Origin of the sequence: Dentiradicibacter hellwigii (assembly GCF_041770905.1) — a bacterium.
In the GTDB taxonomy this organism is placed as follows: Bacteria; Pseudomonadota; Gammaproteobacteria; order Burkholderiales; family Rhodocyclaceae; genus Propionivibrio; species Propionivibrio hellwigii.
Genome location: NZ_JBEUWX010000002.1, coordinates 892,403 through 917,669, shown reverse-complemented (window position 1 = coordinate 917,669; position 25,267 = coordinate 892,403). Strand labels below are relative to the sequence as shown.

The window sequence follows — 25,267 nt, the reverse complement described above, 5'->3', positions numbered from 1 at the left end:
TCAGTTCAGATCGATACGTTTAGCTTCCAGCCCGATATGCTTGTCTGCCACCAGATCGATCTCCTTGCCATTGACCGTAACCGTACCGTCAGCCTTCATCACCAGCACAGATTTACCCACTTCCAGCGTGATACTTTCTCCGGCCGTCAGCTTGTAATGTTGGCCGACGTTGACACTCTGGTTCCGACCCACGGTGTCGCTACGGCTAAGCAGTACGTTGGTGAGCATCATGGCGCCGACGTTAAGGTTGTAGGCCGCGCCGATATTGACCATCTTCCCCAGTCCGACGTTTTGCATGTACGCCATACCGATCGTCTCGGTCTTGAAACGACCGACCTTGATTGACCAGTTCTTGCCGATTTTGTCCTTCTCGTGCTTGACGACAGTCTTGTCTCGGTTTTTGCCAACCTTGAGCGACTGATCAATGCCAATCTCGACCCGTTCATTCTTCCCGACATTCTCGTTGCGGTTATCGCCGATAGAAATGGTCTCGTTGTGATCGACGCGTTCTTTCCGGTTCTGATGGATGGTAATGGTCTCATCAAGATCGACTTCCTCCGTGCGCCAGCCATGCACATTGATCTTTTCATTACGATCGACCACTTCCGTTCTGTCGCGGTGAATGGTGTTGAACTCGTCGCGGTCGATCTCCTTTCTGCGATCCTGTCCCACCCATTTGTCTTCGTCGCGCTCCACTTCGGTGAGCTGGTCTTGCTGGGCGTGCAGCCAGAGTTGTTCGGCGCCGGCCTTGTCTTCAAAGCGCAGGGCGTTGGCCGCGCCGGCGCCGTCACGCAGTCCTTCTCCGGGCGCGCCGCCTTTGCTCGAGCGGGTGAGAAAGCCCGATTGGGTCTTGTTGGCCGGCAATTCCCACGGAGGCATTTGAGCGGCGTTATAGACCCGTCCGGTAATGAGCGGACGATCCGGGTCGCCGTATTCGTAATCGACAATGACTTCCTGGCCGATGCGCGGGATGTGGATGCCGCCGAAGTTGCTCCCCGCCCAGGGACTGGCTACCCGGATCCAGCAGGAGTCGCTGCCGTCTTTCTTGCCGTAACGATCCCAGTGGAAATGCACCTTGACCCGGCCGTATTCGTCGGTATGGATTTCTTCTCCGGCCGGGCCGACAACGACAGCGGTCTCCGGCCCGCGGGCGCGCGGGCCGCTCCGCGCCAGCGGCCGGTAGCCTTTGTCGGCCGGCTGGGCCTTGACGATGACCTGGTAGCCGGCTTCTTCCCGTTCCCCCCAGGCCTCGTAATCGTTGTCAGTGGCCCGGTAGTCGGCGCGGACGACGAGTAGTTCGCGGTTTTGTTCTTCCCGCGGGTGGTTCCTTAGGGTGAAGCGGTAGCCGGGCAGGGCGCCGCGTACTTTGCCGGTGAGGGTGATGAGATCCTGCCCGGCTTGCAGGGCTTCCAGTCGAGCGATGGCGTACTGCTCGCCCTCTCCCGGGTCGGTGTAGTTGCCAGGGTAGGCGTATCTTTCGTATTGGTCAAAGAGGTGGCCGCGCGGGTCGCTATGGCCGGTGGTGAGGTCTTTGGCCGGTTTTTTGAAGTCGTAGTCGCCCTGGGTGTAGCGCCCCGGTTCAGGGCGGCGGGAGAGGTTCCAGTCCCAGTAGTGATCTTCGTCTTCGCGCGCTTCGTCCGGCGGGCAGTAGAGGACGTTTTCGTAGCCAGGGTAGGTGTCCGGGGTGGTGAAGTGGTCGGCAATGATGAGTCTCTCGCCGCCCTTTTTGTGTTCGAACCAGTAGTAGAGACCTTCGTGGGCAAGTAGCCGTTCGAGGAATTCAAGGTCGGTTTCGCCGTACTGGACTTTGTATTCCCAGCGTTTGAGCGCGTTTTTGGTACGCCAGTCGTGGCGGATGGCGTGTTTGCCAAGGAGCTCTTCGGCAATTTCCTTGACGGTGAGGTTTTGCCAGATGCGAAAGTCGCTGGTGCGTCCGGCATGCCAGAGTTTGGGGGATAGATGCGCTTCGTAGCGGTAGTAGCGCCCGGCTTTGCCCAAGGCGCCCATGCGGACAATCTGGCCGCTGAAGTAGCGTTTGGCGCCCCCCGCAGCGAGTAGTTCTACACTGCCCGCTTCCCCCAACAGTTTCTGGCAGTCGATCTGGCCGTCTTCGCTGATGAGCCGGACGCGGATCCGGTAGAGGGTGCTGAGCGCTTCTGTCCCTTCTAGCCAGACCGCTTTGAGCTTTCCCCCTCCTCCCAGGTGCGCTGTCAGTAGTCGGTTCATGGGAGATCCTTTCCTTTTTTGTCAGATGTGTCGGTGGGTGCGGGAAATTCTTGGTAGCCTCCAGGACATCCATTTTTGGCATTGCAGGTGATCGCAGAGGCGCTAATGTTTAAATAGGGTAGAGGTTAAATTATATGAGCGTGCCAAGAAGGTCAAGAAGAACAGGTTTTTTGAACAGATGCTTGGAACTTAAATCAGGTTTTGACTCTTTTGGGGGTGTTTTCTCCTCAATTCGCCTTCCGTGACGGATTATTGGCAATGTGCGGAAACAGGATGGTTAGTGGCAGTCTGGAGCCAGCATTGTTTGGCGCCTGCGGCTTCGAGAACAAGGTAGTGATGGGTGCCCAGGTAGCGGCATTTGAGATGGGGAATAAATTGCCCGCCGCCAACGTGCCAGACGGCAAGTTCCGGATGCGCCGGATCCGTTTTAGGAACGAGAATAGATCTTGACCTTTTACCGTTTTTTCTCTAAAAACTTAGTAACGGCTTCTGGGTTATAAGTTGATGTTGGGCGAAATTTATCCGTTAATTTTCCATTTTCACCAACTAACCAGTAGCCTATCTCGGCTTCTTGAGGAATGTGTGGGAATAAATGACTTACACGCAAGTCAAATTCTGTTACCCATGTACCTTTTGCATGGGGCCGCACAGCTTCTGCCATAAATTTTGGGAGAATTCTCCTTGAGGTTTCTATGGGACGATAATTTTTATTTTCTTGAAACTCACCTTTAATATTTCCATCTGAATCAACTTGCCATGCACCTTCAATAGCCTCAGGAGGTGTTGGTTCCTTATTACTATCATATGGATAATCTATTTCATAAACCCATCCATTAGGATTCTGTTTCGCTTCTAAAATAGCTTTTTGATTAGGTGATTTTTTCATTTCGGAATATAATTTGGGTTTGAGTAAAATTTTCCAATAGACCCATCTGCATTTATTGGTCTTGCACCTATAATATTCCTTGAAGGTATCTTACTGACAACAGCAATTTCTGCTTCATGCGGGTATTTAGATGCACTACCGAGTGATGAGTTTATGTCTATGCCGTGCAAACCTTTAGGATCTATTTCGTAAATATAACTACCACTTCCTTGTCTTTTTGCAAAGCTCTCTGCAACCTCCTGGGAGGTCGATGTTGATATATAAATACTACTATTACCTCCTGTTTGATGGCGCAATAGGTCAGTCTCCGTGCCCCAAGAATCGAATCCTTTCTTAGAACGTGTTCATAGTCTCTGCTGTAAAGTATCGTTATGAACAGAAAAGCCTACCCAAGCGATATAAGTCGCACACAATTTGCTACTCTTCTTCCTCTTTTGGAAAGTGCTCGCAGACGCACAGCACCGCGCAAAGTGGACTTGTACGATGTCTTTTGTGCCATTCTCTATCTTCTACGCAACGGCTGTGCCTGGCGTGCCTTACCGGGCGATTTTCCCAAATGGCGCACCGTTCATTCCTACTTCCAAAGATGGAGTGAGCCCCGCGAAAGTGGCATCAGTCTCCTTGAGGAAGCGTTAAAAAAAATCAGGTGGCCGCAGCACGTCGCAAGCAGGGACGCCATGAAGCAACCACTTTCCTGATTATTGATGCGCAGAGCGTGAAGAACACGGATACCGCCATGGAAAAAGGCTACGATGCGGGCAAGAAGGTTAGCGGTATCAAGCGACATATAGCGGTTGACACGCAAGGTTTGCCGCATGCCCTTGCGGTAACGACGGCGGATGTTACGGATAGAAAAGGCGGCCTGGTGGCATTGGAACGTGACAGAGATAATCTTGGTGCGGTACAAAAAGTCCTTGCCGACGGAGGTTACACGGGTCAGGCATTTGCTTCGTCGGTACAGGAGTTGATTGGTGCGGAAGTAGAGATTGCCAAACGAAACGAATTGCAGCGTTTTGCGGTATTGCCAAAGCGATGGGTAGTAGAGCGCAGTTTTTCCTGGTTGGAAAAGAACAGGCGGCTTTGGAAAAACTGCGAGCGTAAGTTGAGTACCAGTCTGCAAATGGTAGTTTTGGCTTTCTTGGGAATCCTGCTACGAAAACTATGAACACGTTCTAAGGGTGAAGCGGTAGCCGGGCAGGGCGCCGCGTACTTTGCCGGTGAGGGTGATGAGATCCTGTCCGGCTTGCAGGGCTTTTGGTCTAGGTTATCTCTGGCCGATCCCGTTTACTGATGAGAAAGTATCTCAGACATTGGTTTCCACTCACTGCCTCGTATTAAACTCAAAGTCAGCAGCGTTTTGCTTCCCAAATCAAATAGGCATTGCACAACCATCCGCCGCCCCTCAAAGCTTGGTACCTCAAAGCAAACTATAGCATCGTGCATCAGCACGGCGTCATCGTCGTCTTCCGCATATAAGCTCACGATGGAAGCTGCCGTAGCAGCTTCGGGCTGTAAATTTGCAGGCCAAGCGCCCTTCCAATAGTGAAGTGGATCAGACAGGGCGGTATGAAAGATCAATGCCTGCAAACCCCATAAATACTGCTCTGATGGCCTCTCAGGATTGAGGCATTGAAGCATGAGATCCAGCCCTTGGTCAGAGAGACGCACCAGCCGAGGCTCTTGCGGGCCAGGAATTTGCATAAAACCGGACTCCTGAGAGGCGGGTGCCCTTAGATCAGGTAGTTCCAGTTCTTGTCGACGTAAAGCCTGCTGCCACGCTGGCCAAGCAGTGGCTTGGCCTAGTAGTTGTAGCAGTGAATCTGGGATGGGATGAAAGCGGGTGGGCATATGTTCAATCCGAGTGCAGTATGAATATAAACACCATAATGAGGAGCGTTTTCTAAACGAGCCTGCATCATACTTTGCGCATCATCAATCGCATTGAATAATTTTTCATTAAGGAATCTCTGAAAAACTGGCTGCGCGCGCAGCCAGCTTATCTGCATGATAGGTCTGCACTTGCTGCGATACTTCGCCTTGCACTGCATTCTGCTCGCTTGGTTTTTCAGAGGTTCCTTAACCATAATTCGGGAAGTGGAAGAGCATGTAATCATGCTTGAATTTTTTAAACCCCTGCCTCCTTTAAAATAAGTTGAATATTCTCTTCAATTTCCCTTATTAAATTTTTTGGGCCAATTAAGCTAAGTCCGATATAGGTTTCAAACTCTACTCTGATTATTTCATTTTTTACTAAAAATTCATAAATACTTATATCTTGGGAGCCAACTAGTGCATTTATTTTTGATATTTCCTTTGCTCCCATTTGCTTCAAAGCAAGAGAGAGAGCATCCTTTAAATTATCATCATATTCATTTCCAATAACAATATTTTCAATCATAAACCCAAATCCTTTCCACCTGTTCTAGTTGCTGACTCAATAATATCATCCCATGACTTGCCTCTAGCCCTGAGCCACTCAATAGATGGCCCCAACTTATCCCCATATTTCTCAATATTTCTTTGATATATTTTTTCCAGCATATCTTCAGGAGTAAGGTTTTTATACTTTACTCCAAGCCCCCTTCGAGAAGCATGCATCTCGCGCGCGATAGTTTCTTTGTCCACGCCATTCTTAAGCATTTCATCGGCCTTTGCCTTTAAAGCATTAACTTCATCAATATATGCTTGGCGTAATGGGTATGATGACTCCACTTTGACCCCATTACTACCCGCAGGCGCATTGCTTTTTACCGCAGCGCTACCAGCATCATCTGCCGCCGAGCTGGCAACTCTGACCACATCATCGGCACCTGATGCCGCCCTGCCGCCTGCCGCTCTGACCACATCATCAGCACTTGCCGCTGCTGCACTAGCTGCTTTGCCGCCTGCACCTGTCTTGGCCGCTGCACCCACGCCTGCAATCAGGGTGCCTATCTCCAGCCCGCCCCGGGTCACCGCTTCTAAATAGTCGCCTCTCTCCCACGCATCGGTAACGGGTTTGACGATTGCTTGGCCCACATCTTGCGCCGCTTGCTTGAGGCTTTCCAGACAGATGTTACCCAGCCGAATGTGCTCGGCAAGGATTTGCGCATCCAGTGTGGCATGGAAACTGCCGCCCGGAACGAGCAGTTTGCCACTTTCGTAGGCCAGTTGCCCCAGCCCTAAAGTCGCATCTTTGGTAAAGCTTAAGACAGCACGCGCTGCCTGCGCTCCTTTATCCCCAAGCCAGCGCAGACTACCTTCAAACCAGCCATATTCGCCTGACGTATCGACGCGAATGCCTTGGATCGCTTCATCCAAGATAGCATGGGTTTGATCAAAGCGTACAAACTCGTCGAGTTGGTCAGGATCAAGGCCAGCAGTGTCTTTTTTAAGAGCTTCCAGTTGCTCCAACCGGGGCGAGCTCTTGGGCGGGGTGTTACAGGGCAGTTTGCCATTTTCAACCACACCTTGCGGGGCACCTTGACTGGTTTGCAATCTGCCTACGGTGTTGCGGTTGTTCATCAGCACGAGGCTGTCGTGGCGCGCACAGATCTGGCCGTTGACGTGTACCGTGGTGTTATCCGCGACGATATGCACATGCCCCAGCATTAGGGATGTGCCAGAGAAGACGCCTTTGCCTGCATTGCTTTCTGTACCTTGGACGATGTCGCCAATTCGGTAGACGGGATAGCCCCTGGCATTGACGTTGGGCGAGGCGACCATGTCGTGGGAGAGGTCGCGGTAGCTGTCAAAGGGAATAACGCTCTTGCCGACTCTGCATAAGTCGGGCGTAATGCAGATGGCACTCCAAGAGTTCTCCGCATTGGCAATGTGTTTTTCAGCCATGCGGCCCCCTTTGGCGCTTTGGGCTGTAGTGATGGGTGTAGTACACAGGGCGTGTTTGACTATGGCCCCTAGAGCTGTTTGGAATCGCGGCCAGAAGGAGTTTGGCCAGTTGCCAGTCTTTGGGCACGGCGTAACGCCAGATTAGCTGTATTTGCCGCTGGTCCAGATGGATATTGAGGGTGTCGAGCCGCAAGGCTGCGCTTTGGCTGACGCCTCGTGCGTCTGTTAGAACTGCCAGCATGCGAATGCCCGGCAGCAGTGTTTCCAGTCTGCCTTCAGGTAAACAGCCGTGCAAAACCAATGGCTCATCTCCATCAAGCCAGCCAAGGGCTATCAGGTCTGGCTGGGCAGATTGGTAGAACGCAAAGTCAAAGTCTTGCGGCAGATAGGGTGCGTGCGCTTGTCTCCACTGCTCATCGTAAGTGCCGGCATGTTTTGCCCTTTGCGGATGCCAGCGCGGCAAAGGGCCAAAAGCTACAGGCTGGTAGCGCTTGCGTATATCCTGTATGGGGTTTTCCAAAGATTCAATTTGTGCTGCCGGGTATACCTGTGCGCGAGACAGTGCACGAGGGTCGAGATAGCCTTTGCCTACGGGGTTTGGTTTATAGGTGTCAAAGGCTTGGTCGTCGTGCAGGTCGTCGCTGGCCGGGCCTTGGTAATTAGCTCGTCGAGTATGCCCGCCATAGGCCATGCCCATGTGCAGAGCTACTTGTTGTACTGGTTCAGGCTGACTCAAATGCCAGCCTTGCCGCAGGCTCCATTGCCAGTGACGTGGTCCTGTGACGGTTGCTGTCTTGACCAGATTACCTACCCGCACACCAACGGGCCAGCGCTGCTGGGCTTGGCAGCCTTGGGTATACGCATGCCCCAGCAGATGAATGTCACAGCGTTTTTTACCCACGATGAGGTGGGTTTCTTCCAGCAAGGCGCTTGTCCGAGGATGGCCGGCATACCGGTCAGCGCAGGTAATGGAGCGTTGCGTCTGCGAGATCGGTGCCAGCTGGCCGTGTACCAGATCGCATGTGGCGGCAACCACCATGACATCAAAGTGCCTGTTGCGGGTGGTGGCCTTCTCAAAGACCATGTGCGGGAATGGCGAGCAGTTATTCACGTCCATAGATATCCACTTCCATATGCAACGTTTCTTTTAGTTCAGGTCAATTTCTTGAGCCTTAACCACGACACTGGGGCCGCCAGTAATCTGTACGCCTTCTTTGCCGTCTTGCAAAAGCTTGCCCGAGGCCAGTACCGAGATTTCTTTGCCCTCAATCTGAATGCTACCGTCTTCTTTCATCGTCAGCGTGCTCGCGCCTACTTTGAAGGTGATGCTTGTGCTATTCATGATCAATGAAGAGCCTGCTCCTTTGCCGATGCCTTTGACGTTAAGTGTATATTCGCTGCCTACCGTATGCGTATGCTTTAGCCCTACGGTGTCGATGCGCATCATGCCTGTGTTGGTCATCATGCTCATGCCCACATTGAGGTTGTAGGCCGCGCCGATATTGCTCATCCGGAAAATGCCGATATTCTGCATTAGTCCCATGCCGATGCGCTCGAATTTCATTTTCCCAATACTGTCCTTCTCGTGCTTGACGACAGTCTTGTCCCGGTTTTTGCCAACCTTGAGCGACTGATCAATGCCAATCTCGACCCGTTCATTCTTCCCGACATTCTCGTTGCGGTTATCGCCGATAGAAATGGTCTCGTTGTGATCGACGCGTTCTTTCCGGTTCTGATGGATGGTAATGGTCTCATCAAGATCAACTTCCTCCGTGCGCCAGCCATGCACATTGATCTTTTCATTACGATCGACCACTTCCGTTCTGTCGCGGTGGATAGTGCTGAACTCATCGCGGTCGATTTCCTTTCTGCGATCCTGTCCCACCCATTTGTCTTCGTCGTGCTCCACTTCAGTGAGCTGGTCTTTCTGGGCGTGCAGCCAAAGCTGTTCGGCGCCGGCCTTGTCTTCAAAGCGCAGGGCGTTGGCCGCGCCGGCGCCATCACGCAGTCCTTCTCCGGGCGCGCCGCCTTTGCTCGAGCGGGTGAGAAACCCGGACTGGGTCTTGTTGGCCGGCAATTCCCACGGAGGCATTTGGGCGGCGTTATAGACCCGTCCGGTAATGAGCGGACGATCCGGGTCGCCGTATTCGTAATCGACAATGACTTCCTGGCCGATGCGCGGGATGTGGATGCCGCCGAAGTTGCTCCCCGCCCAGGGACTGGCTACCCGGATCCAGCAGGAGTCGCTGCCGTCTTTCTTGCCGTAACGATCCCAGTGGAAATGCACCTTGACCCGGCCGTATTCGTCGGTATGGATTTCTTCTCCGGCCGGGCCGACAACGACAGCGGTCTCCGGCCCGCGGGCGCGCGGGCCACTCCGCGCCAGCGGCCGGTAGCCTTTATCGGCCGGCTGGGCCTTGACGATGACCTGGTAGCCGGCTTCTTCCCGTTCCCCCCAGGCCTCATAATCGTTGTCAGTGGCCCGGTAGTCGGCGCGGACGACGAGTAGTTCGCGGTTTTGTTCTTCCCGCGGGTGGTTCCTTAGGGTGAAGCGGTAGCCGGGCAGGGCGCCGCGTACTTTGCCGGTGAGGGTGATGAGATCCTGCCCGGCTTGCAGGGCTTCCAGTCGAGCGATGGCGTACTGCTCGCCCTCTCCCGGGTCGGTGTAGTTGCCAGGGTAGGCGTATCTTTCGTATTGGTCAAAGAGGTGGCCGCGCGGGTCGCTATGGCCGGTGGTGAGGTCTTTGGCCGGTTTTTTGAAGTCGTAGTCGCCCTGGGTGTAGCGCCCCGGTTCAGGGCGGCGGGAGAGGTTCCAGTCCCAGTAGTGATCTTCGTCTTCGCGCGCTTCGTCCGGCGGGCAGTAGAGGACGTTTTCGTAGCCAGGGTAGGTGTCCGGGGTGGTGAAGTGGTCGGCAATGATGAGTCTCTCGCCGCCCTTTTTGTGTTCGAACCAGTAGTAGAGACCTTCGTGGGCAAGTAGCCGTTCGAGGAATTCAAGGTCGGTTTCGCCGTACTGGACTTTGTATTCCCAGCGTTTGAGCGCGTTTTTGGTACGCCAGTCGTGGCGGATGGCGTGTTTGCCAAGGAGCTCTTCGGCAATTTCCTTGACGGTGAGGTTTTGCCAGATGCGAAAGTCGCTGGTGCGTCCGGCATGCCAGAGTTTGGGGGATAGATGCGCTTCGTAGCGGTAGTAGCGCCCGGCTTTGCCCAAGGCGCCCATGCGGACAATCTGGCCGCTGAAGTAGCGTTTGGCGCCCCCCGCAGCGAGTAGTTCTACACTGCCCGCTTCCCCCAACAGTTTCTGGCAGTCGATCTGGCCGTCTTCGCTGATGAGCCGGACGCGGATCCGGTAGAGGGTGCTGAGCGCTTCTGTCCCTTCTAGCCAGACCGCCTTGAGTTTTCCCTCTCCCCCCAGATGCGATGTCAGTAGTCGGTTCATGGGAAAATCCTTTCTAATTGTATATACCTATGCCGCGCCAGAAAACAACGCCGCGAGAAGAATGCAGGGTATTTATGCCGGGGGGACCTATTGAGGGAGATAGCGCTATACCAGGTTATCGGTAAAGTATCTTTCATGACCGCTTGCCATTATTCAAATATTTAGTAACAGGTTTCATCATCACATGCAAAGTAGGTGGTTGCCCCTCCGCAGGTGATTTCGCCAATTGCACTAGCCTGGATTTTCCAGAAGCACGATGTTTTACCACGCTGAAGTTTTCCTTCAAGATGGCAGGGGGCAAAATAGTGATTTTTGTTCAGTTCCTGTAGTGAGACCTTTTGTGCCAGCCGGAAAAAATCAGCGATCTGCATTTTGTTCAACGCTACATCTGAGGAACGGCAAATCTCCGGATTCCTGGTGAAAAATTGTGAGGACTGAATTGTCAGTTTGGCCGCCTAATCATTCATGAGCCATGTCTGTGTCAGCCACACTACGCGCCGACGGGAACATCTAGAAAAAACTCTCCAGAGACATAGTGTAACAAAACCTGCATTTTTCCAATCAGCACCAAGAGACGCCTCCAAGAGGTCTAAGAAGGTTATAGGAATAATCTTAGTCCTGCAAGTGTCAACGGTTTTTCTGGAGTTATGCCAAGCATCGGCTGGTGCAGTTTCATGGTATGCGAAAGGACAAGTTCTAAACCCCGCGTAAAACGGGCATCTCCGGAAGGGCTGCCCGCTAGCACACTGTTTATGGGCATTTCCGAGTGACCTATCCTCTAGCCCACTATTTACGTGGGTTTCCGGCCTGCTTGCCCGCAAACGCTCTATGGACGCGGGCTTGCGGGCGGCCAATTTAGCCGGTCGGATGCCGCAGATAAAACCACGCTCAAACTTAAGAAACACCGCATCCGCTACTTCTTTCCGTACAGAGCCACGCCCCAGAAGCTTAAGAAACGCCGCACCGCTGCATCTTTCCACACTCCCTGTTTTAGGCCATTGACAGGCAGGTAATGCAGGACTAGCCTGCCTGCATCATCCGTGGCTTAGCGATTTCCTTCACTCATCCAGTCTTGCCGGATAGAAGCGGATTGAACTAGATAGGATATTTCCTCAAAAGCCCGGAAATTCTGGATACCTGAAATATTAATAGGTTTATAGTTTTTCTAAAATTAGGGGGTAAATTAATTGAAACGTTTGTTATAGTGCGTCGGGTTGGTCTTTCTAGCAATTATTGCTGAAACAATATACATTGAATGGGCTTTAGACAATACATCGAGAAAGTTTGTTGAACAACTCGTGCCTGTTAAAAAAGGGTTTATGCTTAAAAGTGCTATTACTTTGTATGATACGCCGAGATTATACCGAAAGAAAAGCGCCTATGATGATCTGAACGCGCTAATTATCTCTTTGTTATATATGAACGATCATGTTGATGATTTTAAATGGGGGGTTATTCTGCCGTTAATCTAATCAAATATGGTTTAAAATAATACCCCAAAAGCTCTAATGAGTATTTATTTTTGCTTCAGAAAAAAATAGCCATTATCAATCGATTACCTATACACATTGCCAAAGATTTTGATGATATCCAAATGGATGTTGATGATCTTGTTAGATTATCAAGAAATCATAAAGATATACATCAGGAGGCCTATTCATTTATAGAAAATATGTTATATATAGCCAATAGGTTCAGTAGGGGAGCTGCCTTAGGAGATTCCAATAAATCGGAAATACTGAACAAAATTGAAAATTTATATACAAAAGCTGTCGATACTTTAAAAAGAAACTCAGCCAATGAAGAAGAGTTAAATATTATAAAGTTCAGTTATTATCACGGTTATGCAAGATGCCTTCTCGGAGATGAAAATGGAGGGAAGGATATGCTGGCCGCCGTTGATACACTTTCAAAAAAATCTGATTCTTTTGATGAAGCAATGCTTGCCAATTGGGACTGGACGTTTGTTGGAAATCTTACTTCGCCCGGAAACCGTGGCCATGTTGCCTGCGAAAAATATGCACAAAAAATCCGGTCTCTGGTGAAGTCTTTTCATTGATGAGGCAATAAAAAACTGGGGGCTTAGGAAGCAAACATGTACTAACTACATGCTAACTTCCTGAAATGCTAAGCAAAAACAGGTACTGCCGCCATTTGCTGCTGTTTGTTTTAAGTCAGGATGCCTGCTTTTGTACACGATTGAAACGGTAGCTGCTTGATCTGCTTTAGGCGCAAACTTCCTGAAAATCCCTAATCTGTTTTTGGGCAAAGCCGCCTGAAGGGTGGCGTGCCTGGCGGCGTATTTTATTCGCCGTTATAAAAGTTTTGGCAGGCCCGGTAATCGATGGGCGAAGTGGTGTCCGATCTGCTGCTGAAGTTGGCTATACCAAACCCTCAGCGTTGCCGTGCGTCGTGGGGCTTGCCGACATCCGCTTGGGGTTGGGGGGTGTTGTTGGGCTTTGTGGCGCGTGTGCGTTGGCGCAATCCTTCCGGGTTGGCCATGGTGCCGCGGCAGGTTTTTGCGCCGCAGGTGCAGGCCCAGCGCGAGTAGGCGTCTTTTCTCGAGCGCACGTCCAGGCGGTAGTCCCACACCAGCTCTTCGCCGCACCTGATGTCGCGCAGGGCGTAGAGCCAGGCGTGCAGTTTCCCCCGGCCGTGTCCGCCGCGCCCATCGTGCCCGCTGCGTCCATTGCGTCCTGTGCCGACTTCTTCGCGCAGCTCGCAGTTCGGTTCGCAGCTGTGGTTGGCGAGCGCGGCCCAGCCGGTGCCGTCGATGCCTGTGCCGTCGGAGAGACCAAGGAATTTGGTCAGGCCGTCGACTTTCATGTCCGGGAACTCGCCTTTGGCATAGCGTTGCCCCGTGTATTCGATCAGCCTTTCGTCGGCGGCCAGGTCTCTGGCGGCAAAAAGGCCGCGTCCGTGCAGGGCGCTTTTTCGGGCGATGACTTTCGGCGGCATGCTGTGCGAACAGCGGAAGTGTGAAAGTGTGGTGGATGTGCGGCGAAGGCGGAAAATTCAGGCGGCGCCCAGCGTGTCGGTCAATGCGCCCGCCACGGCCTGGCCGAGGTGTTCGATTTCGGCATCGTCGATGATGTACGGCGGCATGACGTAAACCGTGTTGCCGATCGGGCGCAGCAGAGTTTCGCGGGCGAGGGCCGCGCGGTAGAACGTGCGCGTAAACCAGGGATCGTCGGTTTCTACGTCAAAGGCGGCGATCATGCCGCGCTGGCGCAGGTGACGCACGCGCGGATGCTCGGCCAGCGGCGCCAGTGCAGCGGCGATTTTCTGCGCGCGCGTCCGGTTCTGCGCCAGCACGTCGTCCTGCGCGAAGATGTCGAGCGTAGCCAGCGCGGCGCAGCAGGCGAGCGCATTGCCGGTGTAGGAGTGCGAATGCAGGAAGGCGCGTGCGGTGGCGTCGTCGTAAAAGGCTTCATATACCGGGTTTGTCGTCATGACGATGGACAGCGGCAGGTAGCCGCCCGAGATGCCTTTTGAGAGGCAGAGGAAGTCCGGCCGGATGCCGGCCTGCTCATGGGCGAAGAAGGTGCCGGTGCGGCCGCAGCCGACGGCAATTTCGTCGCAGATCAGGTGGACGTTGTGGCGGTCGCAGAGGGCGCGCGCCAGGCGCAGGTATTCCGGGTCGTACATGACCATGCCGTTGGCGCACTGGATGAGCGGTTCGACGATCAGCGCGGCGATGTGCTCGCCATGCTGTTCGAGATGCGTCGCCAGCGCGGCGGCGGCGCGGCGGGCAACGTCGGCCGGCGTTTCGCCGTCCCGGGCCTGCCGCGCGTCGGGCGAAGGCAGGGTCGCCGCGCTGCGCACCAGCGGCGCGTAGGCTTCCTTGAAAATATCCACGTCGGTGACGGCCAGCGCGCCGACCGTTTCGCCGTGGTAGCCGCCGGCCAGGCTGAGAAACTGGTCTTTCTGCGCAAAGCCGCGATTGCGCCAACTGTGGAAAGACATTTTCAGTGCGATTTCCGTGGCCGAGGCGCCGTCGGAGGCGAAGAAGCAATGCCCCAGCGCATGGTCCGTCAAGGCTGCCAGGCGTTCGGAAAGGGTGACGACGGGCTGGTGGGTGAAGCCGGCGAGGATGACGTGCTCCAGGGTGTCGAGCTGGGCGCGCAGCGCGGCGTTGATGCGCGGATTGGCGTGACCGAACAGGTTGACCCACCACGAGCTGATGGCGTCGAGATAGCGCTTGCCGTCGAAGTCGTACAGCCAGGCGCCCTGGCCACGCGCGATGGGGATGAGCGGCAGTGCGCCCGCGTCGGTATTAACGTGCTGTTTCATCTGGGTGCAGGGATGCCAGACGGCGGCAAGGCTGCGTTGCAGGAGTTCGGTATTGTTCATGGCGTTTCGGTCAGTTGGTAAAAGGGTGAGGTGTGGAAGCGGGGGCGGTGCATGGCGCCTGCGTCTGAATTCTTAATACCTCTCAATGCAGCGTTTGCGAGGACGGGTTGTTCTGCTCCGGCAGTTCGGCATGCACTGATTCGCCTTCCACGTTGGGGTAGAGCGGTGCGCCGCAGTCATCGCAGAATTCAAAAGGAAACTGCTGCTCGTGCACGATGACTTCCTTGATGCCGGCTTCGCGCAGCAGGTTTTCCACCTCGGTGACGACATCGGTGTTTTCATCCTCATTTCCGAGCAGCGGCCAGATGACGCCGTGAAAGATCGCCTCGCCGTCACGCGGGCCAAAGCTGATGCGGTACTCTTCGAGACGCTTGTCGTAGAAGGCGCCGACCACCACGCGCAGTGATTCCGGCGATTTGCCGAGCATCGTTTGCAGGAAGGCGATCGAAGCGTGCAGCGAATAGGGGCGCGAGGCCATGTCGGCGGCGCGGCAGGCGGCGTGATAGGCATCGGCCAGCAGCGGCTGGAAGGCGCAGCCGGTGAGTAGCGGCTCCAGGCAGGGGCCGCCCTGCCGGGTCCATTCCTTGAGCGCGGATTCGCGCGTTGCGCGCAGGTCTTCGTTCCAGTGAAACAGCGGCTCGCCGTGCGCTATGGCGATGGCGCCGATGAGATAGCGCGTGTCGGACAAAAACGGGTTGGTTTCCGGCAGGCTCGAGGCGTCGAAATGCACGGGCAGGCGCTTGAGCGCCGCCTGGGAAAGCGTGTGCATCAGCTGCCAGGTATCGACGAAGGTATGCGGCAACTGGTCGGGGCTGAACAGATAATCGGCCAGCGCGATCTGCGTATGCGCCGAAAAAACGTGTGCGCCAAGCTGGACTTCCAGCATCTGCTGCGTACTGCGCGGGATCGCGCCGGAAGGAATCGAAAAGCGCGACCAGGCGAGAATCGGCACGCAGAACAGCATGAGATCGACGGTTTTCCCTTCATGCGTCAGGGTGACCGATTCGGCGCAGTCCTCGATCATGTCGGCCAGGCAGTCATGCGCGGCGGCGTGCGAGTCGAACAATCGGTCGAGTGCGGCGTTGAGATCGTCTTCCGCGCCGTCTTCCAGCAGCTGCAGAATCAGCGCGCGCAGTTGCTTTTCCAGAAAGGCATCTTCCAGCCGGCTGCCGGATTCGGCAAGGCAGACGGCCAGCCGCCCCAGTTCGACGGCATTGGCGGAAATGCGTTTGCGGGAAGAAATGCGTGTTCGTTTCATAGTGAATAGCGAGAAAAAAGCGGTAACGGAGGATTCGCTATTATCCCGTAAAATTCCGCTCGGCTCTTGCATCGCGGCTTCCTTGGCCAAAATACTGTGTTGTTGTGTTGGCCGGGGCTTGCCGTATTGCGCATATTGTCTGCGGCTTGTCGCCTTGTCTTTGGGCAAAGTCGAGCGATAGCGGCTTCCTTTGCCAAAAATACGGCGTTGGCTCGCCTTGCCGTATTACTCATACTGCCTGCGGCTCGCCGCCTTGTCTTTTGGCAAAATTAAGCCGCTATTTGCGCGTTCGGCGCACCGCCCAAAAACCCGAGCAAATAGGGCAGAAAACATAAATCGCCCTGAAGCCCCCTAAATACAAGGACTTCAGGGCATCACAAAACATAAAGTGAAAATTTCAGAGGCAAACCATGCTCATCATCCTTTCCCCCGCCAAGACGCTGGATTTTGCTCCGATGCCACCGAATCTCGCCGGGCTTGCCGCGACAACGCCGGAGTTACTTGATCAGTCGCGCATCTTGGTTGCGCGTTTGCGCGAATTCTCGCCCGACGCGCTGGCCGGGCTGATGGGCATCAGCGACGCCCTGGCGGTGTTGAACGCCGGCCGCTATAGCGCCTGGTCGACGCCATTTACGCCGGATAACGCCAAGCCGGCGGCGCTGGCATTTGCCGGCGACGTGTATGAAGGGCTGGATGCGTCCGCGCTATCGCCTGCCGATTTCGATTTTGCGCAGCGGCATGTGCGCATTCTGTCTGGCCTGTACGGCGTACTGCGGCCGCTGGATCTGATTCAGGCGTATCGGCTGGAAATGGGCACGCGCCTGGAGAATGCGCGCGGTAAGGATCTGTATGCCTTCTGGGGCGATCGCCTCACCGAGGCGCTCAATCGGGCGCTGCCCGGCCAGGCGGCAACGCTGGTCAATCTGGCTTCGGCAGAGTATTTCCGGGCGATCGATCCGCGCCGCCTGTCCGCGCCCGTTATCCAGCCGGTGTTCGAGGACTGGAAAGGCGGCCGCTACAAAGTCATCAGCTTTCATGCCAAGCGCGCCCGCGGCCTCATGGCGCGCTTTGCCATCACGGCGCGATTGTCCTCGGCCGAAGGTCTCAAGGAGTTTTCTGCGCAGGGGTACTGCTTCGACGCGGCGGCCTCAGATGCGCGACGCTGGGTCTTCCGGCGCCGCGTGTCCGCCTAAAAGCATCGGGCCGGCCGCCGCAGCCGTGACGATGCGGAAGGGGAGCCGCGCATGCGCCGGCCGGATGCTGGGCGAGGCATCCAGGCGCAGCAGGGCCTTGTCGCGCGTGAGCAGCAGGTCGGCGCGGCAGCGCCCGGCGAGGATGAGGAATTTCTGGTCGTCGGGATCGCGGCATTGTGGCAGTGGCAAGTGAATAGGGGCGTCGCCGGCACCGTCCGCCGCTTCGCCGGCTTCACATCGGTACGCCAGACGGCAGTAGCGTGCCAGCAGGGCGTTTTGCGCCGCAAGGTGTAATCCAAATTCCGGGTATCCGGCGACGCGCGCCAGTTCCGCTAGACATTCCGCGTCGGTGAAGCATTGCAGGCGCCCGCTGTTCAGCCCGTCCGCCAGCGCCGCCGTATGCGGATCGGCAAAATGCAATAGATCCATGACGATATTGGTGTCGAGAACGAGGCGGAAAGGCTGGTAGAGAGGGCTGCCGGAAGGCGGCGGTAGCGTTGAAGACATGGCGGGCGGAAAAAAAAGAATGGCGGCAGACATGGTACCGAAAAAGGCAGGCGGCGGAGCCGGCAGGTCGCGCCAGATATTTTCCCGCCTCCTCTGAAGCCCTGATAAATAAAGGGCTTCCGGGTAGGTGCCTCTGAAACACCCTATTTATAAGGGTTTCAGGGCATACTCCTCGGAGACGCCTTATTTACAAGGGGTTTACGGGCACCTCCTCTGAAACGCCCTAAATACGCGGGCTAGCGGGTAGGTACCCTGAAACTAAACAACAAGAATTACTAAAGCCTGCGCGCTGACTTCCACCCACAAGACTTCTCTTGATGCCGTTGCGCTGTGCGGCAGCGCACCCCGCTGACTTTCCTACCTTCTTTCTTTATCTCGCCAAATAAAGTCAGCAAAGAAAGGCGACCCCGAGGCGCAGAAAACCCCTTGCCGCGGGTTGCTTGGCGGCGGGCTTGACAACTCGCTGCGCTCAGACAATCAAGCCCTTGTTCCCGCCAAGCTCCCCCGCGCCTTTCTGAAATAGCGGCTTCCTTTGCCAAAATACTGCGTTGGCTCGCCTTGCCGTACTGCTTGTACTGCCTGCGGCTCGCCGCCTTGTCTTTTGGCAAAGTCGAGCCGCTATAGATTGTCTGGCTTTTAAAAAGGCTGCCCGCAACCCCGTATGGATAGGGCGTTTCCGGGCAGGCACCTCTGTAACCCTTATGAATAAAGGATCTCCGGGTAGGGTATCCGGAGATACCCTGTTTACAAGGACTTCAGAGCACCCCACTTGAAGATGCCCTAAATAGGCGGGCTTCAGGCTACCTCTTTTGGTAGATGCGCCTGCGCTTTCACCCCTGGGTTTTTCTAATTTTCCCCCTGTCGGGGAGATGCCCCGAAACCCGCGCGGATAAATGACTTCAGGGCAAGCACCCTGAGATGCCCTATTTACAAGGGCTTCAGAGCATCCCTCTAGATTCCGTAAAAACAGGGCAGAAAACATAAAATGCCCTGAAGCCCTCTAAATACGTGGGACTCAGGGCATCAAAAAACATAAACCGGAACGCCGTACCCGACCAACTCTCTGAACCTGCGTGAATAAAGGATTTTAGGGCGCCTGCCCGGAACCCCGCGTGGATAGGGCATCTCAGAGCGCCTCCCCGGAAACCCGCATGGATAAGGGACTTCGGGCAACCCCTCTGAGATACCCGTTTGCAAGGGTCGCAGAGTGCCGCTCTGGAAATGCGCGGATTGGGGCGGGGGGAAGGCGCAAGGCGCGAGCGTAGGCGGGTAAAATCCGTTTCCGTTTTTTCCGCGCTTGTTCGCGCCGCGTCGATTTTTCGTGTCAAGCCTTGTGTCAAGTCCCGTGCCAATGCCCGAATTTTTTTCCCTTTTCTGTGCGCCATGACCGCCCGCGTTATTCTTGCGCCCATGGAAGGCCTGGCCGACTGGCTGTTGCGCGATGTGTTGACGCAGGTGGGCGGCTATGATGCGGCGGTGAGCGAGTTCGTGCGCGTTTCCGGGCCGAAGATGCCGTTGCGCAGTTTCCGGCGCGTCAGCCCGGAACTGGATCACGGCGGGCGGACGCCTTCCGGCGTGCCGGTCGATGTGCAGTTGCTCGGCAGCGATCCCGACGATCTGGCGGACAATGCGGCGCAGCTTGCGCGCCTGTCGCCGCCGGGCATCGACCTCAATTTCGGTTGTCCGGTGCCGCAGGTCAACCGGCACGGCGCGGGCGCGGCCTTGCTGGACGATCCGGCGCGGATTGGGCGTATTGTGGCGGCCGTGCGGCAGGCCGTGCCGGCGGTGATCCCGGTATCGGCCAAGATGCGGCTGGGTATCCGCGATACGGCCAGGGCGCTCGACTGCGCGCGCGCCATTGCCGCGGGCGGCGCGTCGCACCTGGTTGTGCATGCCCGCACGCGCGATGCGTTTTACCGGCCGCCGGCGCATTGGGAATGGGTGGCTTATATCCGTGAGGCGGTGGCGATTCCGGTAATTGCCAACGGCGAAGTATGGACGCTGGACGATTACCTGCGCTGCCGGGCCGTGACGGGGTGCTCTGCGGTCATGCTTGGACGCGGTGCGGTGGCCGATCCTTTTCTGGCGCGGCGTATCCGCGCATTTCTGGACGGCACGCCGGAAGGCGCGTGCGAGTCGGATTCAATAAATTCGACGAATCCGACGAGTTGTGCGAATTGCGCGGATTGTGCAGATTGGGCGGCGCTCGCCCCCTTGCTGGCGCAATACTGGCGGCGTTTGCCGGAAAAGGTGCTGCCCTGCCATGCGCCGGGACGGCTCAAGATGTGGCTCAAGCTGCTGTGCCGGCGCTTTCCCGAGGCCGAGGCGTTGTACCAGGCAGTGCGCCCGCTGCCGGATGCCGCCTCGGTGACGGCCGTGCTGGCGCGGCATCACATTGGCGAGGGGTGAGGCTGTCATGTCTGCGGAAGTTACCCATTCCGGGCGTTTTGCTGATGTTGATTTCGATGCGTCTACCGATGCTGCGGCCGGCGTTGCGAGGCATGGGGCCGGCTGTTCCCGCCTTCCCGTGAGCGCGCAGTCCGCTGTTCATGAGCGTTTGCTCGCCGTACTCGAGCGGCATCGTGGCGCACCGTTCCGCAAACCTTATGCCGATTACAACCGGGCGGCCTTTGCCGCCAGCATGGCGCGGCGCGAACGCCATGCGCCGCAGGCGCCGCTGATTCTCGATGCCGGCTGCGGCGTCGGCGAGAGCAGCATTCGGCTGGCGCGCGCTTTTCCCGATCATTACGTGATTGGCGTCGATCAGTCGGCTGCACGGCTGGCCCGCCGGATCGATGGTAAAACAGGCGGACTGCCGGAAAACCTCGACCTCGTGCGCGCCGATCTCGTCGATTACTGGCGGCTGCTGGGCGAGGCGGGCATCCGGCTTGACCGGCACTATCTGCTTTACCCGAACCCCTGGCCGAAGATCGGCCATCTGTCGCGCCGCTGGCATGGGCACCCGGTTTTTCCCGCTTTGCTGGCGCTCGGCGGTACGCTGGAATGCCGCAGCAACTGGCGGATTTATATCGAGGAATTCTGCCTTGCGGTGCGTGCGTTGAGCGGTGTGCCTATCCATTGCGAGTTACTCACTCCGCAGATGCTGGCGGCGCAGGGCGGCCCGCAGACGCCGTTCGAGCGTAAATACCGGGATTCCGGACATGCGCTGTGGCGTGCGCGTGCGGTGCTGCCGCGTTGATGAACCTGGAGCCCCCTGCTCATGCAAGAGCGTTTTGCCAGGCGGGTAACTCCGCAGATGCTGGCGGCGCAGGGCGGCCCGCAGACGCCGTTCGAGCGTAAATACCGGGATTCCGGACATGCGCTGTGGCGTGCGCGTGCGGTGCTGCCGCGTTGATGAACCTGGAGCCCCCTGCTCATGCAAGAGCGTTTTGCCAGGCGGGTAACGCGGTCGGTTTGGCAACGGCGCGCGCCCGCAATATAAACGGGGAAATTGAACGGGAAAATGCCCAAAGGAGCGAGGCACAAAGACGGCGCATCGCAAAGATAGGCCATCGCAAAAACAGGTAATGCTCCGGCGTTCAGCCGGTATCCCATTCAGGTGATGCCGTCCTCAAGCAGTCCGATTTCCCGGAAAAATCCTGCATACGCTGCCGCTTTCTTTTCCAGCGCCAGCGGGTACGCGCGCGAAGAGGACGGCAGGCGGTGGAGTTTGAGCGTTCGGCCGGCAAATTCTGTTTCCGCCGGTTGACCAATGGCCGGTTTGGCCGTTGCGGGCGGCAGCAGCGAGAGCAAGGTATCCGTCGCCAGTTCGCCTGTCGTGGCAATGTTCCGGCACGCGGGCAGGCGGGAGAGCAGCTTGGCCAAATCGACCGGCTCGACGACTTCCAGAAACCTGTCCGAAGCATTGCCCTGTAGCCGCCGCACGCGGTATGCCGCATCGCTGAAGGCGATTCCCGTCTTGCTCAGAAAGTCCCGAATCTGCGGTTCTCTGAATCGTTTTTCGGCGGTGTTCGCGGCGATGAAATGGGCTTTGTCGCCGAAAAACACCCAGCCAAAAATCCGCCACATATCGTTCTGGAAGTTCGGGTAATAAAAATTCATCTTCCAGCGTGCTTGCGGCGGCGGGAATGAGCCGAGCATCAGCAGCCTGGCGTTTTCGGGCAGGAAAGGGGGGAGCGGATGCGTTTCGATGGAAGGCATGAGAGCACCTGAAGATTTCCGTATGCCGCGCATAAAAATTGAGTTGGCGTGATGTTTTGACGCCGGGGTTGAGAAGTTATCCGGAATTTCTTGCATTTTTTGCACTTCTTGACTTGCCTGCACATGATTTAGCCGTATTTTCGGGATGGCGGAGTGGAAGCCGGCGTCGATATTGGCTGGGGATCTGAAGGCTCCTGCTTTTTCCCGGACGGCTGCGTATAGATGACTTGGTTGCCGACAATGATTACCGGCGATGTGCAGGGATGCGCCTTCGTTTGACTCATGCCGGGGATGTGCAAAATCGTCCAGCCCCAAGCTTCCAGGCAATCTGCAATCAGCGAACAGCGGCAGCGCCACCAGGCGGCCTCGGCGCATATCAGCGCAATCCTTGTTCGCAATGTGTCGGAGGATAGCGGAACGTTCGCGGTCACGTGAGCGCGGTCTTTTTACGCACCGGCGTTGCGGAGAATGAGAGGACATCCGTGAAGCGTGGGCGAAGGGTAGGCAGGAGAAGGTCGTAGAAAGCGCAGGGAAGCCAGGACACGACAGACCGGACGATGATGAAATGCGTCGCGGCATGCCGCCAGCCTTTATTTTTGATTTTCCTGTTCGGCTGTTTCGACACGTGCGTTGAGTGCGCCCTTGTACAGGCGGATGCGGATGTGTTCGTTTTCCGCCAGTGTTTGGCTGTCGCGGACGATGCGGCCGTGCGCGTCGGTGACGATGCTGTAACCGCGGGCGAGTACGGCGTGCGGATTGAGATGCGAAAGGCCGTCGGATAGGCGGGAGAGCTGCTCTTGCCGCGTATTCAGATGGCGGCGCCAGCGCGCCGACAACCATTCGCGCAGTGTGTCGAGCTGGCGGAGGCGTTCCGCAGTGCGCGGCCGGCCGAGGCGCAGACGGTGCGCCAATTCGGCGAGCGTCTGCTGCTGGCGGCTGCTTTGCAGGCGCAATGCGCCGTTTAGGCGCTGCCGGAGCGTGTGTAATTGTTCGCTTTGCGTTGCCAGCCGCCGGGCAGGGTGGATGAGCCGGCCGGCCAATAGATCGAGCTGCTGGCCGCGCAGCTCCAGAATATGCCGGATTTGCCGGGAGAGGGCGGCATGACCGGCATCAAGGCGGCGGTGCAGCGCGGCGCGTTCGGGCGCAGCCAGTTCGGCGGCGGCGGTGGGCGTCGGCGCGCGCTGATCGGCGGCAAAGTCGGCAAGCGTGACGTCGGTTTCATGGCCAATGCCGGCGATGACCGGTAAGGCGCTGTTGCGGAGGGCGCGCGCCAGTGCTTCATCATTGAACGCCCAGAGATCTTCCAGACTGCCGCCGCCTCGGCAAAGAATCAGAACATCGCATTCGGCGCGGCGGTTGGCCTGGTTCAGGGCGTCGATAATCTGCGCCGCGGCGCTTTCGCCCTGGACAGGCGTCGGATAGAGGATCAGGCGCACATGCGGCGCGCGGCGAGCCAGCGTGGTCAGCACGTCGCGCAGCGCTGCGGCTTGCGGCGAAGTAATGATGCCGATGGCGCCCGGAAACGCGGGGAGCGGACGCTTGTGTTCGAGGGCAAACAGCCCTTCGCGCGTCAACCGGTCTTTGAGTTGCAGGAAGCGTTCGTACAGATCGCCCAGACCGGCTTTACGCAGGTTTTCAACATTGAGTTGAAAGTCGCCGCGCGCTTCATACAGGGTGACCAGCGCGCGTGCTTCAACGCGCTGCCCGTCGGCCAGCCGCCAGCCGAGCAACTGGGCGCGGTTGCGGAACATGGCGCAACGAACCTGGGCTTCGGCATCCTTGAGCGAGAAGTAGACATGGCCGGAGGCGGCGTAGCTCAGATTAGAGATTTCGCCGGCAACCCAACACAGCGGGAACGCTGCCTCAAGCCGTTCGCGCACCAGACGGTTGAGTCGGGAAACCGGAATGACGGGCGCGGATGCAGCGGCTGTTGCTGTCGCCGCCGGCGTGGGGCGCGGCGGCGATGTGGCAGCGGATGCGGACAAAACAGGCGATGCGGCGGCCTGAGCAGCAGGTTGTGCGAACAAATCGCCCGTCAAGGGCGAGGGGGGCGTGCGAAATCTGGTTTTGCGTGGTATCTGGTGGTGGCTCATGCGCCCATTTTAGAGGGAATTTAGAGCGTTGCGAGAAAAAGGGAAAGGTGGGGAGAAGGGAAAAAGAAAGTGATCAAAAAGAAAGAGACCAGAAAGGAACGACGAGAGCACATGAACGTCATTGAGGCGGCCGAGCCGTAAAAGTATGGGCTAAGTGTGAATTTAGGGATACCGATGGGTTTGATGCCTGCGTTTCATGTCCACCCCGGCGTTTATTCCGGTACCGGAGCCATGTTCATGCAGCATTCTGTGCGGGATAGCGGCATTAAATTGCCAAATCAACGGTTTTATGCACATTTTTAGGCGGGATGTCCGGATGTGCCGAAAATTGTCAGGTATAGGGTAGGTAAGATATTGATATTTCTGTATTAAATTTTAATCATTTGATTTAAATAGATTTTTATTTTTTGCTTATTTTCAGGGCGACGTAAACGAAAGCCTTGTCTGGACGGGGTTTGAGGAGATTGTTCAGCGATAAATCACAAAGTTATCCACAGATTTTGTGAATAAACGGATTTCCCGCATGACCTGCGCACAATTGCATAATGACACGTCGTAGCTCGCCTCTTTTCCGCAAAATGTGTTGTGCGCCAAGGGTGGGTGTGGCGTGCAGCAATGACAAAAGCAATGAAAAACCGGCAAAAGACTTGCCGAGCAGAACGCCACAGGCTAAAGTTCGCCCCTGAAAAAGTTTCTGGAGAAAAGCGTGTTTTCCATCATCCTTGCTGCCGGGTGGCCGATCTGGCCCTTGCTTTTTGCTTCAATCGTCGCAGTTGCCCTGATCATTGAACGCCTGATTGCATTGCGGCGTTCCAAAATCATGCCGGATGGGCTGTTGCAGCAGGCGGTCGGTGAATATCGTCAGGGCAAAATCAATAAAGAGAAGCTGGACGCGCTGGAAAATGATTCGCCGCTGGGCCGGATTCTGGCGGCGGGGTTGCGCAACGTTAAAAGCCCGCGCGAAGTGATGCGTGAGTCGGTCGAGGAAGCCGGTAATATGGTGGCGCATGAGTTGGAACGCTACCTGACGACGCTGGGTACGATCGCTTCGATCAGCCCGCTGATGGGGTTGTTCGGTACGGTCGTCGGGATGATCGAGATTTTTGGCTCGCAGGCGCCGACCGGCAGTAACCCGGCCCAGCTCGCACATGGCATTTCGATTGCGCTGTACAACACCGGGTTCGGTCTGGTGATTGCCATTCCCAGTATGATTTTCTGGCGGCATTTCCGCGGGCAGGTCAATGGTTACCTCGTCGAAATGCAGCAGCAGGCTTTGCGCCTGGTCGAAGTCATTCACGGCGAACGCAAGGGCTGAGAGGCAGG

At 56.3% G+C, this 25,267-nt stretch carries 21 protein-coding genes and 1 pseudogene; 7 read left to right on the top strand and 15 right to left on the bottom strand.

Annotated features, from left to right (window positions below; all coding sequences use genetic code 11):
* The 3 genes and pseudogenes from ABCS64_RS06495 to ABCS64_RS06485 all read right to left on the bottom strand — a co-directional run.
* Nucleotides 1-2,226, bottom strand: coding sequence for a type VI secretion system Vgr family protein (locus ABCS64_RS06495; protein WP_418891062.1), 2,226 nt, complete (start codon nucleotides 2,224-2,226; stop codon nucleotides 1-3).
* Between the two features lie 454 nt (nucleotides 2,227-2,680).
* Nucleotides 2,681-3,112 carry a hypothetical protein gene (locus tag ABCS64_RS06490; protein ID WP_418891061.1) on the bottom strand — a complete coding sequence of 144 codons (432 nt, stop codon included), beginning with the start codon at nucleotides 3,110-3,112 and terminating at the stop codon, nucleotides 2,681-2,683.
* Nucleotides 3,109-3,411: pseudogene (locus ABCS64_RS06485) on the bottom strand (scabin-related ADP-ribosyltransferase); the annotation flags it as partial. The pseudogene ABCS64_RS06485 and the gene ABCS64_RS06490, both read right to left, overlap by 4 nt.
* 72 nt (nucleotides 3,412-3,483) lie before the next feature.
* Between ABCS64_RS06485 and ABCS64_RS06480 the strand changes: the two are divergent.
* Nucleotides 3,484-4,277 (top strand): IS5 family transposase gene (locus ABCS64_RS06480; protein WP_418891060.1). Its coding sequence is split into 2 segments (ribosomal slippage): nucleotides 3,484-3,760 and nucleotides 3,760-4,277, totalling 795 coding nucleotides; the frame shifts between segments, so codons are not numbered across the junction.
* Between the two features lie 119 nt (nucleotides 4,278-4,396).
* Here the strand turns inward: ABCS64_RS06480 and ABCS64_RS06475 are convergent.
* The 6 genes from ABCS64_RS06475 to ABCS64_RS06450 form a co-directional block, all read right to left on the bottom strand.
* On the bottom strand, nucleotides 4,397-4,813 hold the full coding sequence (locus ABCS64_RS06475) for a hypothetical protein (protein ID WP_418891059.1): 417 nt from the start codon (nucleotides 4,811-4,813) through the stop codon (nucleotides 4,397-4,399).
* Between the two features lie 424 nt (nucleotides 4,814-5,237).
* On the bottom strand, nucleotides 5,238-5,510 hold the full coding sequence (locus ABCS64_RS06470; protein WP_418891058.1) for a hypothetical protein: 273 nt from the start codon (nucleotides 5,508-5,510) through the stop codon (nucleotides 5,238-5,240).
* Entirely contained in the window at nucleotides 5,507-6,940 is a 1,434-nt protein-coding gene (locus ABCS64_RS06465) for a PAAR-like domain-containing protein (protein ID WP_418891057.1), read from the bottom strand. The genes ABCS64_RS06470 and ABCS64_RS06465 overlap by 4 nt, the downstream gene beginning before the upstream one ends.
* On the bottom strand, nucleotides 6,933-8,057 hold the full coding sequence (locus tag ABCS64_RS06460) for a DUF2169 family type VI secretion system accessory protein (protein ID WP_418891056.1): 1,125 nt from the start codon (nucleotides 8,055-8,057) through the stop codon (nucleotides 6,933-6,935). Before ABCS64_RS06460 ends, ABCS64_RS06465 begins: the two co-directional genes overlap by 8 nt.
* A gap of 30 nt (nucleotides 8,058-8,087) precedes the next feature.
* Nucleotides 8,088-10,379, bottom strand: coding sequence for a type VI secretion system Vgr family protein (locus ABCS64_RS06455; RefSeq protein ID WP_418891055.1), 2,292 nt, complete (start codon nucleotides 10,377-10,379; stop codon nucleotides 8,088-8,090).
* Between the two features lie 161 nt (nucleotides 10,380-10,540).
* Entirely contained in the window at nucleotides 10,541-10,759 is a 219-nt protein-coding gene (locus tag ABCS64_RS06450) for a hypothetical protein (protein ID WP_418891054.1), read from the bottom strand.
* A gap of 1,142 nt (nucleotides 10,760-11,901) precedes the next feature.
* Between ABCS64_RS06450 and ABCS64_RS06445 the strand changes: the two genes are divergently transcribed.
* Nucleotides 11,902-12,438: a hypothetical protein gene (locus ABCS64_RS06445; protein ID WP_418891053.1), complete on the top strand. Its 537-nt coding sequence runs from the start codon at nucleotides 11,902-11,904 to the stop codon at nucleotides 12,436-12,438.
* 335 nt (nucleotides 12,439-12,773) lie between these two features.
* Here ABCS64_RS06445 and ABCS64_RS06440 read toward each other — a convergent pair whose 3' ends face one another.
* The 3 genes from ABCS64_RS06440 to ABCS64_RS06430 form a co-directional block, all read right to left on the bottom strand.
* Nucleotides 12,774-13,337, bottom strand: coding sequence for an SET domain-containing protein (locus tag ABCS64_RS06440; protein WP_418891052.1), 564 nt, complete (start codon nucleotides 13,335-13,337; stop codon nucleotides 12,774-12,776).
* Between the two features lie 57 nt (nucleotides 13,338-13,394).
* The gene (locus tag ABCS64_RS06435; protein WP_418891051.1) at nucleotides 13,395-14,732 is read right to left on the bottom strand and encodes an adenosylmethionine--8-amino-7-oxononanoate transaminase; all 1,338 of its coding nucleotides are present in this window, start codon (nucleotides 14,730-14,732) and stop codon (nucleotides 13,395-13,397) included.
* Between the two features lie 82 nt (nucleotides 14,733-14,814).
* Entirely contained in the window at nucleotides 14,815-15,990 is a 1,176-nt protein-coding gene (locus tag ABCS64_RS06430; protein WP_418891050.1) for a DUF2863 family protein, read from the bottom strand.
* 410 nt (nucleotides 15,991-16,400) lie between these two features.
* Between ABCS64_RS06430 and yaaA the strand changes: the two genes are divergently transcribed.
* The gene (yaaA, locus tag ABCS64_RS06425; protein WP_418891049.1) at nucleotides 16,401-17,183 is read left to right on the top strand and encodes a peroxide stress protein YaaA; all 783 of its coding nucleotides are present in this window, start codon (nucleotides 16,401-16,403) and stop codon (nucleotides 17,181-17,183) included.
* Here the strand turns inward: yaaA and ABCS64_RS06420 are convergent.
* Entirely contained in the window at nucleotides 17,139-17,723 is a 585-nt protein-coding gene (locus ABCS64_RS06420) for a putative toxin-antitoxin system toxin component, PIN family (RefSeq protein ID WP_418891048.1), read from the bottom strand. The genes yaaA and ABCS64_RS06420 overlap by 45 nt on opposite strands.
* Nucleotides 17,724-19,073: 1,350 nt before the next feature.
* Between ABCS64_RS06420 and ABCS64_RS06415 the strand changes: the two genes are divergently transcribed.
* Genes ABCS64_RS06415 through ABCS64_RS06405 form a run of 3 tightly spaced genes read left to right on the top strand, consistent with a single transcriptional unit; the run spans nucleotide 19,074 to nucleotide 21,045 of the window.
* A complete protein-coding gene (locus tag ABCS64_RS06415; protein WP_418891047.1) occupies nucleotides 19,074-20,099 on the top strand; it encodes a tRNA dihydrouridine synthase in 1,026 nt (341 codons plus the stop codon).
* Between the two features lie 7 nt (nucleotides 20,100-20,106).
* Nucleotides 20,107-20,889 (top strand): tRNA (guanine(46)-N(7))-methyltransferase TrmB, encoded by a 783-nt coding sequence (trmB, locus tag ABCS64_RS06410; protein ID WP_418891046.1) that lies wholly within the window; start codon nucleotides 20,107-20,109, stop codon nucleotides 20,887-20,889.
* 21 nt (nucleotides 20,890-20,910) lie between these two features.
* Nucleotides 20,911-21,045 carry a hypothetical protein gene (locus ABCS64_RS06405; protein WP_418891045.1) on the top strand — a complete coding sequence of 45 codons (135 nt, stop codon included), beginning with the start codon at nucleotides 20,911-20,913 and terminating at the stop codon, nucleotides 21,043-21,045.
* Nucleotides 21,046-21,245: 200 nt separating this feature from the next.
* Here ABCS64_RS06405 and ABCS64_RS06400 read toward each other — a convergent pair whose 3' ends face one another.
* Together ABCS64_RS06400 and xseA are read right to left on the bottom strand one after the other, a co-directional pair.
* Nucleotides 21,246-21,851, bottom strand: coding sequence for a hypothetical protein (locus ABCS64_RS06400; RefSeq protein WP_418891044.1), 606 nt, complete (start codon nucleotides 21,849-21,851; stop codon nucleotides 21,246-21,248).
* 590 nt (nucleotides 21,852-22,441) lie between these two features.
* Complete coding sequence (gene xseA, locus ABCS64_RS06395) at nucleotides 22,442-23,758, bottom strand: exodeoxyribonuclease VII large subunit (protein WP_418891898.1); 1,317 nt, start codon at nucleotides 23,756-23,758, stop codon at nucleotides 22,442-22,444.
* Nucleotides 23,759-24,650: 892 nt separating this feature from the next.
* On the opposite strand from xseA, the gene ABCS64_RS06390 reads away from it, so the two are divergent.
* Nucleotides 24,651-25,259, top strand: a complete 609-nt coding sequence (locus ABCS64_RS06390; RefSeq protein ID WP_418891043.1) for a MotA/TolQ/ExbB proton channel family protein — start codon at nucleotides 24,651-24,653, stop codon at nucleotides 25,257-25,259.
* The last annotated feature ends 8 nt before the right edge of the window (nucleotides 25,260-25,267 follow it).

Bases quoted from the DNA above. Each gene is read 5' to 3' on its own strand.
- ABCS64_RS06495 (WP_418891062.1), bottom strand. From the start codon at position 2,226: ATGAACCGACTACTGACAGCGCACCTGGGAGGAGGGGGAAAGCTCAAA.
- ABCS64_RS06490 (WP_418891061.1), bottom strand. From the start codon at position 3,112: ATGAAAAAATCACCTAATCAAAAAGCTATTTTAGAAGCGAAACAGAAT.
- ABCS64_RS06475 (WP_418891059.1), bottom strand. From the start codon at position 4,813: ATGCAAATTCCTGGCCCGCAAGAGCCTCGGCTGGTGCGTCTCTCTGAC.
- ABCS64_RS06470 (WP_418891058.1), bottom strand. From the start codon at position 5,510: ATGATTGAAAATATTGTTATTGGAAATGAATATGATGATAATTTAAAG.
- ABCS64_RS06465 (WP_418891057.1), bottom strand. From the start codon at position 6,940: ATGGCTGAAAAACACATTGCCAATGCGGAGAACTCTTGGAGTGCCATC.
- ABCS64_RS06460 (WP_418891056.1), bottom strand. From the start codon at position 8,057: ATGGACGTGAATAACTGCTCGCCATTCCCGCACATGGTCTTTGAGAAG.
- ABCS64_RS06455 (WP_418891055.1), bottom strand. From the start codon at position 10,379: ATGAACCGACTACTGACATCGCATCTGGGGGGAGAGGGAAAACTCAAG.
- ABCS64_RS06440 (WP_418891052.1), bottom strand. From the start codon at position 13,337: ATGCCGCCGAAAGTCATCGCCCGAAAAAGCGCCCTGCACGGACGCGGC.
- ABCS64_RS06435 (WP_418891051.1), bottom strand. From the start codon at position 14,732: ATGAACAATACCGAACTCCTGCAACGCAGCCTTGCCGCCGTCTGGCAT.
- ABCS64_RS06430 (WP_418891050.1), bottom strand. From the start codon at position 15,990: ATGAAACGAACACGCATTTCTTCCCGCAAACGCATTTCCGCCAATGCC.
- yaaA (WP_418891049.1), top strand. From the start codon at position 16,401: ATGCTCATCATCCTTTCCCCCGCCAAGACGCTGGATTTTGCTCCGATG.
- ABCS64_RS06420 (WP_418891048.1), bottom strand. From the start codon at position 17,723: ATGTCTGCCGCCATTCTTTTTTTTCCGCCCGCCATGTCTTCAACGCTA.
- ABCS64_RS06415 (WP_418891047.1), top strand. From the start codon at position 19,074: ATGACCGCCCGCGTTATTCTTGCGCCCATGGAAGGCCTGGCCGACTGG.
- trmB (WP_418891046.1), top strand. From the start codon at position 20,107: ATGTCTGCGGAAGTTACCCATTCCGGGCGTTTTGCTGATGTTGATTTC.
- ABCS64_RS06405 (WP_418891045.1), top strand. From the start codon at position 20,911: ATGCAAGAGCGTTTTGCCAGGCGGGTAACTCCGCAGATGCTGGCGGCG.
- ABCS64_RS06400 (WP_418891044.1), bottom strand. From the start codon at position 21,851: ATGCCTTCCATCGAAACGCATCCGCTCCCCCCTTTCCTGCCCGAAAAC.